5 protein-coding genes are annotated in these 7190 nt (G+C 71.4%); 4 read left to right on the top strand and 1 reads right to left on the bottom strand.

What is annotated here, in order from left to right; genetic code table 11:
- Positions 1–362 precede the first annotated feature (362 nt).
- From BEP24_RS15550 to secA, 3 genes are all read left to right on the top strand, one after another.
- Positions 363–977, top strand: a complete 615-nt coding sequence (locus tag BEP24_RS15550; protein WP_065964959.1) for a phosphoribosyltransferase family protein — start codon at positions 363–365, stop codon at positions 975–977.
- Between the two features lie 290 nt (positions 978–1267).
- Positions 1268–1975 (top strand): ribosome-associated translation inhibitor RaiA, encoded by a 708-nt coding sequence (gene raiA / locus BEP24_RS15555; protein ID WP_065964961.1) that lies wholly within the window; start codon positions 1268–1270, stop codon positions 1973–1975.
- A 146-nt stretch (positions 1976–2121) separates the two neighbouring features.
- Positions 2122–4911, top strand: a complete 2790-nt coding sequence (gene secA / locus BEP24_RS15560; RefSeq protein WP_065964963.1) for a preprotein translocase subunit SecA — start codon at positions 2122–2124, stop codon at positions 4909–4911.
- Between the two features lie 92 nt (positions 4912–5003).
- Here secA and BEP24_RS15565 read toward each other — a convergent pair whose 3' ends face one another.
- Entirely contained in the window at positions 5004–5492 is a 489-nt protein-coding gene (locus tag BEP24_RS15565) for an Rv3235 family protein (protein ID WP_139197503.1), read from the bottom strand.
- A 99-nt stretch (positions 5493–5591) separates the two neighbouring features.
- Here BEP24_RS15565 and BEP24_RS15570 point away from each other — a divergent pair, with 99 nt between their 5' ends.
- Complete coding sequence (locus tag BEP24_RS15570; protein WP_065964964.1) at positions 5592–7106, top strand: sensor histidine kinase; 1515 nt, start codon at positions 5592–5594, stop codon at positions 7104–7106.
- Positions 7107–7190: the final 84 nt, after the last annotated feature.

Below are 7190 nucleotides of genomic sequence, written 5' to 3' on the forward strand. Positions count from 1 at the left end.
GACCACCGGCACCGTGCTCGGGGCGGCGACGTGGTTCCGGGACGCGCAGCAGCGCGGGCGGTCGTCCGAGCGGGTCCGGTCTTCCTCCACAGGGCCGTCGGACTGGAGGCCCGTCCACAGTCCGCCGCACCGGCGCGCGTCCGACGGTGGGTCGCGCCGAGCATGGGTGCGTGCCCACCACGGATCCCCCCACCACAGACCCGCCGACCACAGACCCGCCGGCCACAGACCCGCCGGCCACAGACCCGCCGACCACAGCCCCGCCGGCCGCGGTCCGACCCGCCGCGGTCCGACCCGGTGCGGCCCGACCGTGGGCCGATGCCGTCGCGTCCGTCGTCGGCCTCCTCCTGCCGGTCTCGTGCGTGGTCTGCGGCGCACCCGACCGTGCGGTGTGCCGGGCCTGCCGTGCCGCCGTCGACGCCCTGCCGCAGCGCCGTCGCCTCGTCGCCGGCGTCCGACTCGACGCCGCCCACGGGTACGAGGGGGCGGTGCGGACCCTCGTCCTCGAGCTGAAGCTCCGCGGCCGGGTGGACCTCGCCGGGGTGCTCGCCGCACGGTTCGGCGCCGTCGTCGGAGCGGCGCTCGCATACTCCCCGGGCGCCGTCCTCGTCCGCGTGCCCCCGTCCCGCTCCGGGCGCCGGCGCCGCGGGTTCGACCCGGTGGTCCTGCTGCTCGCCCGGGCCGGGGTCCGGCGACCGCCCGCGCTGCTGCGCGTCCCGGAACCACGTCGCCGCCCCGAGCACGGTGCCGGTGGTCCGCGCGGCCGGGCGCACGGCCAGAAGGAACGGTCCGCCACCGAACGCGTCGCCGCGACCGTGGGGACGCTCCGTGCGCCGACCCGGCTGCGCGGTCGCGACGTCGTGCTGGTCGACGACGTGGTCACGACGGGCGTCACGATGGCCGAGGCCGTCCGCGCCGTGCGTGCTGCCGGCGGACGGGTCGTGCGCTGCGTCGCCCTCGCCGAGGTCGAGGGATGACCGACGATGCCGGCGGCCGGTGTCCGCGCCGGGGCCGGGTGCCGTCGCACGAGGCGGACGGCCGGTGTCCGCGCCGGGATCGGGGGATGCCCGACCTGGACTGCGGCGAGTGTCCGCGGTCCGGTCCCCGCCGGGGTGGACGCCGGGTGTCGCCTGGGTGTCCGGTGGGTGTCCGGGCCGACCCGCCGAGGGGTGGTGACGGCCCGGCTGCCGGGGGTCTAGCCTCGCGGCAAGGCGTTCGGGATCGCCGGATGGAGGCGACGCGCCGAAGTACGGATGGGAGCCGCCACATGGACGTGACGATCACGGGCCGGAACGTCGGGGTCACCGATCGATTCCGCACCTACGTGGAACAGAAGTCCGAGAAGATCGACGTGCTCGCCGACCGCGCCCTCGCCTTCGAGGTGCGCCTCAGCCGCCACAACGAGAAGTCCGGCGGGTCCGGGGGAGAGGACCGCGTCGAGCTGACGCTGATCGGTCCCGGCCCCCTGGTGCGGGCCGAGTCGGCCGCATCGGACAAGTACGCGGCGTTCGACCTGGCCTTCGCGCGGATCACCGAGCGGCTGCGCCGGGCCCGCGACCGCCGCAAGGTGCACCGTGGCCGCCACCGCCCGACCTCGGTCGCCGAGGCCGCCGGCTCCGGGTTCGAGCACATGGACGTGACGCCCGCGGACGGCAAGCTCATCGAGACCGTCGCGACCGGAGCCGTCCCGGTGGTCGAGGCCGACCGTGACCACGACGACGACGCCGAGGTCTACTCGCCCGTGGTCATCCGCCGGAAGGTCTTCGAGGAGGGCCCGATGACCGTCGACGACGCGCTCTACCGGATGGAACTCGTCGGACACGACTTCTACCTGTTCGTCGACGCCGAGACCCAGCGCCCGAGCGTGGTCTACCGGCGCAAGGGCTGGGACTACGGCGTGATCGGCATCGCCGAGCCGGGCAGCGGCGCCGCCGACGCCGAGGCACCGCGCGAGGCGACCACCGCCGTCGCCTGACGCACCACCACCCACCGTGTGCGCGGTCCGCCCCCGCGGGCCGCGCACACCCGCGTCCCTCCCAGCGCGGGCTTCCGGCGGGTTGCTAGCATGACTGGCTGTTCGGCTCGCGCAGGTCGCGCGCGACGACCCCGTAAGGAGCTCACGTGGCAAACGTGCTGGAGAAGGTCCTCCGCATCGGCGAAGGGCGCACCCTCCGTCGGCTGAAGGCGTACGCCTCGGCCATCAACGACCTCGAGGACGACTTCTCGAGCCTCACGGACGAGGAGCTCCAGGGCGAGACCAAGGAGCTCCGCGAGCGCTACGCCAACGGGGAGACCCTCGACGACCTGCTGCCCGAGGCGTTCGCCGCGGTGCGGGAGGCGGCGAAGCGCACCCTCGGCATGCGGCACTTCGACGTGCAGCTCATGGGCGGCGCGGCCCTGCACCTCGGCAACATCGCCGAGATGAAGACCGGTGAGGGCAAGACCCTCGTCGCGACCACGGCGGCGTACCTCAACGCCATCCCGTCGCGCGGCGTGCACGTCATCACGGTCAACGACTTCCTCGCGTCGTACCAGTCCGAGATCATGGGCCGCGTCTTCCGTGCGCTGGGCATGACCACGGGCTGCATCATCGCGAACCAGTCCCCGGCCGAGCGCCGCGAGCAGTACGCCGCCGACATCACCTACGGCACGAACAACGAGTTCGGCTTCGACTACCTGCGCGACAACATGGCGTGGCAGTCGTCCGACATGGTGCAGCGCGGTCACTTCTTCGCGATCGTGGACGAGGTCGACTCGATCCTCATCGACGAGGCCCGCACGCCGCTCATCATCTCCGGCCCCTCCTCGGGCGAGGCGAACCGCTGGTTCACCGAGTTCGCGTCGATCGCCACGCGGCTCATCCCGGGCGAGGACTACGAGGTCGACGAGAAGAAGCGCACCGTCGGCGTCCTCGAGCCCGGCATCGAGAAGGTCGAGGACTACCTCGGCATCGACAACCTCTACGAGTCGGCGAACACCCCGCTCATCTCGTTCCTCAACAACTCGATCAAGGCCGTCGCCCTGTTCAAGCGCGACAAGGACTACGTCGTGATGAACGGCGAGGTGCTCATCGTCGACGAGCACACCGGCCGCATCCTCATGGGCCGTCGCTACAACGAGGGCATCCACCAGGCGATCGAGGCGAAGGAGGGCGTGGAGGTCAAGGCCGAGAACCAGACCCTCGCGACCGTCACGCTGCAGAACTACTTCCGCCTGTACCAGAAGCTCTCCGGCATGACCGGTACCGCCGAGACCGAAGCGGCCGAGTTCATGTCGACGTACAAGCTCGGCGTGGTCCCGATCCCGACGAACCGGCCGATGCAGCGCATCGACCAGACCGACCTCGTCTACAAGAACGAGAAGGCGAAGTTCGAGCAGGTCGCGGTCGACATCGCCGAGCGGCACGAGAAGGGCCAGCCGGTCCTCGTCGGCACCACGAGCGTCGAGAAGTCCGAGTACCTGTCGAAGCTCCTCGCGAAGAAGGGCGTCAAGCACGAGGTCCTCAACGCGAAGAACCACGCGCGTGAGGCCGCGATCGTCGCGCAGGCGGGTCGCCTCGGCGCCGTGACGGTCGCGACGAACATGGCCGGCCGTGGTACCGACATCATGCTCGGCGGCAACTCGGAGTTCCTCGCGGTGCAGGAGATGCACGCCAAGGGTCTGTCGCCGACCGAGACCCCGGAGGAGTACGAGGCCGCCTGGGACGAGGTCTTCGCCGAGGTCAAGAAGACCGTCGAGGAAGAGGGCGACAAGGTCCGCGCAGCCGGCGGGCTGTACGTCCTCGGCACCGAGCGTCACGAGTCGCGCCGCATCGACAACCAGCTCCGTGGCCGTTCCGGTCGTCAGGGTGACCCGGGCGAGAGCCGCTTCTACCTGTCGCTGACCGACGACCTGATGCGCCTGTTCAACTCCGGTGCGGCCGAGAGCCTCATGGGCCGGTCGAACGTGCCGGACGACATGGCGATCGAGAACAAGCTCGTCAGCCGCGCGATCCGCTCCGCACAGGCGCAGGTCGAGGGCCGCAACGCCGAGATCCGTAAGAACGTCCTCAAGTACGACGACGTCCTGAACCGGCAGCGCGAGGCGATCTACAGCGACCGCCGCCACATCCTCGAGGGTGACGACATCCACGAGCGTGCGCAGACGTTCCTGAAGAGCGTCGTCGACGACGTCATCGACACCCACACGGGCGAGGGCTCGCCGGACGACTGGGACCTCGACGCGATGTGGACCGAGCTCGGGACCCTGTTCCCCATCTCGATCTCGATCGACGAGGTCATCACCGAGGCGGGCTCGAAAGGCAAGGCCTCGCGCGAGTTCCTCGGTCGGGAGATCCTCTCGGACGCGAAGCTCGCGTACCAGAAGCGCGAAGAGCTCCTCGGTGAGGAGGCCATGCGTGAGCTCGAGCGTCGCGTCGTCCTCTCGGTGATCGACCGCCGCTGGCGCGACCACCTCTACGAGATGGACTACCTCAAGGACGGCATCGGCCTCCGTGCGATGGCCCAGCGCGACCCGCTGGTCGAGTACCAGCGCGAGGGCTACGCCCTGTTCCAGAGCATGATGGGGCAGATCCGCGAGGAGTCGGTCGGCTACCTGTTCAACCTCGAGGTCCAGGTGCAGTCCGACGGCGACAACGCCGTGATCGCGGCCAAGGGTCTCGACGAGGGCGAGGCCACCGGCCTCGAGTACTCGGCACCGTCGATCGACGGCGAGGTCGAGGTCCGCGACGAGCAGGGGCGGCTGGAGCAGGCTGCCACCGCCCGCGCGCAGCAGGCCCAGGCCGAGGCCGAAGCCGAGGTCGTCGACGGCCCCGAGCAGGGGTCGGCCTTCGGCAACGCGGCGACCGCGTCGGGCCAGGCGGCCACGGCGAGCAACCGCGCCGAGCGGCGCCAGGCGGCCAAGAAGGGCTGAGCCGACCACTGACGGACGGGAGGCGCGGTGCCGGCTGGCACCGCGCCTCCCGTCCGTCGTCCACCCGGCGCACCGCGCCGGCTGACGGTCCGTCAGAGCACGCCGACGGCGGTGGCCTGCCACCGCCCCTTCCGGACCTCGAGGCGGAGCGCGACCGCGCGGGCGTGGCTGCGGGTGTGCACGACCACGACGGCTTCGGCCACCCCGGGCGCGGGCTCGCACACGCGCACGCCGCCGACCCGCAGCGCCGGGCGGGTCCGGGTGCGGCCGCCCAGGCTCCGGGACCGGGCCGCGAGCGCCGCACGCTGGAGCAGGTGGCGGTGGACGTCCTCGGTGATCCAGCGGGCGATGCTGTCGACCTCACGTCCGCCGGTGAGGACCTCGACGACGCACAGGCCGAGCGCGCGGGCCGCCGTCGACGGGTCGGGCAGCGCCGGCCGGGGCGGAGCGTGTGCGCCCGGCGTCTGCTCCGGCGGTGTCCGGACGGGGACGAGCGCCACCTCGGGTGGTGCCGGGTGCCCCGCCGGGTCGTCCTCGTCCTCGAAACGTCGCGCGTGTCCTGCCACCCCGGTCCCTCCCATGCCGTGAGCGTACGAATGCGTGCAACATGAGAAATACCAAACCCGCCGACTGTGGATGGACGACGGTTGTCCACAAGAGCGCGGACCTAGACTGTCGAGGTGTCGACCCTCAGTGACCTCGTCCTCGCGCAAGGCCGATCCTCCGAAGCGGACGTGGAGTGGCTCCACCTGCTCGTGGGGGACTGGCAGCTCCTCGCCGACCTGTCCTTCGCCGACATGGTCCTCTGGGTCCCGACCGCCCAGGAGGGCTCGTTCGTGGCCGTGGCCCACGCGCGCCCCAGCTCGGCGGCGACGCTCTTCTACCGCGACATCGTCGGTCAGGAGATCCGCGAGGAGTGGCGTGAGCAGATCACCGCGTGCTTCACGAGCGCGCAGGTCGTCGACTCCGCCGAACCCGACTGGTACGAGGACACCCCGACCCGGGTCCGCGCGATCCCGGTCCTCCGCCGCCTGAGCGCCCACAGCGCCGAGACGACCGAGCGGCCGATCGCGGTCGTCACCCGGCACTCCAACCAGGACGAGATGCGGACCCCGAGCCGCCAGGAGCTCAACTTCACCGCGGGCGCGAACGACCTGTTCGGCATGATCGCCACGGGCGACTTCCCCGACCTCGGGGCCCCGGCCGGTCCCCGCCGCGGTGCGCCCCGTGCCAGCGACGGGCTGCTGCGGCTCGACACGAACGGCACGGTCACCTTCGCGAGCCCGAACGGCCTCAGCGCGTTCAACCGGATGGGCTTCGAGGGGGAGCTCGAGCGGAAGTCACTGGCCGAGGTCACCACGGAGCTCATCGGTTCGAAGCTCGACGTCGACGAGTCCCTGCCGCTCGTCGTCACCGGGCGTGCTCCGTGGCGTGCGGACGTCGAGTCGAAGGGCGTCACGGTGTCGCTCCGGTCGATCCCACTCCGGGACCACGGGGAGCGCATCGGTGCGATCGTGCTGTGCCGCGACGTCACCGAGCTGCGGCACCAGGAGCGCGAGCTCATCACGAAGGACGCGACGATCCGCGAGATCCACCACCGCGTGAAGAACAACCTGCAGACCGTCGCGTCCCTGCTCCGGATCCAGGCACGGCGCACGCACTCCGACGAGGCCCGGACCTCCCTGCAGAACGCGATGCGTCGCGTCGCGGCGATCGCCGTCGTGCACGACACCCTGTCGACCGGCCTGAGCCAGAACGTCGACTTCGACGAGGTGTTCGACTCCGTGCTGAAGCTCGTGACCGAGGTCGCCGCGTCGCACAACACGACCGTCCGCCCGAAGAAGACCGGCGAGTTCGGCGTGCTGCCGTCCGAGGCCGCGACCCCGCTCGCGCTCGGGCTCACCGAGCTCGTCACGAACGCCGTCGAGCACGGGCTGGACGGCCGCGACGGCGAGGTGGAGATCGTGGCGAACCGCGCCGACGACCACCTCGACATCGAGGTCCGCGACAACGGTGTCGGCTTGCCGGAGGGCAAGGTCGGGTCGGGGCTCGGCACGCAGATCGTCCGCACGCTCATCCAGGGCGAGCTCGGCGGCACGATCGACTGGCACACGCTGACCGGCAGCGGCACCGAGGTCAGCGACGCTCTTCTACCGCGACATCGTCGGTCAGGAGATCCGCGAGGAGTGGCGTGAGCAGATCACCGCGTGCTTCACGAGCGCGCACCCAAGGACGGCGGTTGCGGAGCCCGACGACCATCGCGCACAGCCAGGTCGTGG

It is taken from the genome of Curtobacterium sp. UCD-KPL2560, assembly GCF_001705035.1.
Taxonomy (GTDB): domain Bacteria; phylum Actinomycetota; class Actinomycetes; order Actinomycetales; family Microbacteriaceae; genus Curtobacterium.

Excerpts from the sequence above, each read along its gene's own strand:
- raiA (WP_065964961.1), top strand. The coding sequence starts at position 1,268 with ATGGACGTGACGATCACGGGCCGGAACGTCGGGGTCACCGATCGATTC.
- BEP24_RS15565 (WP_139197503.1), bottom strand. The coding sequence starts at position 5,492 with ATGGGAGGGACCGGGGTGGCAGGACACGCGCGACGTTTCGAGGACGAG.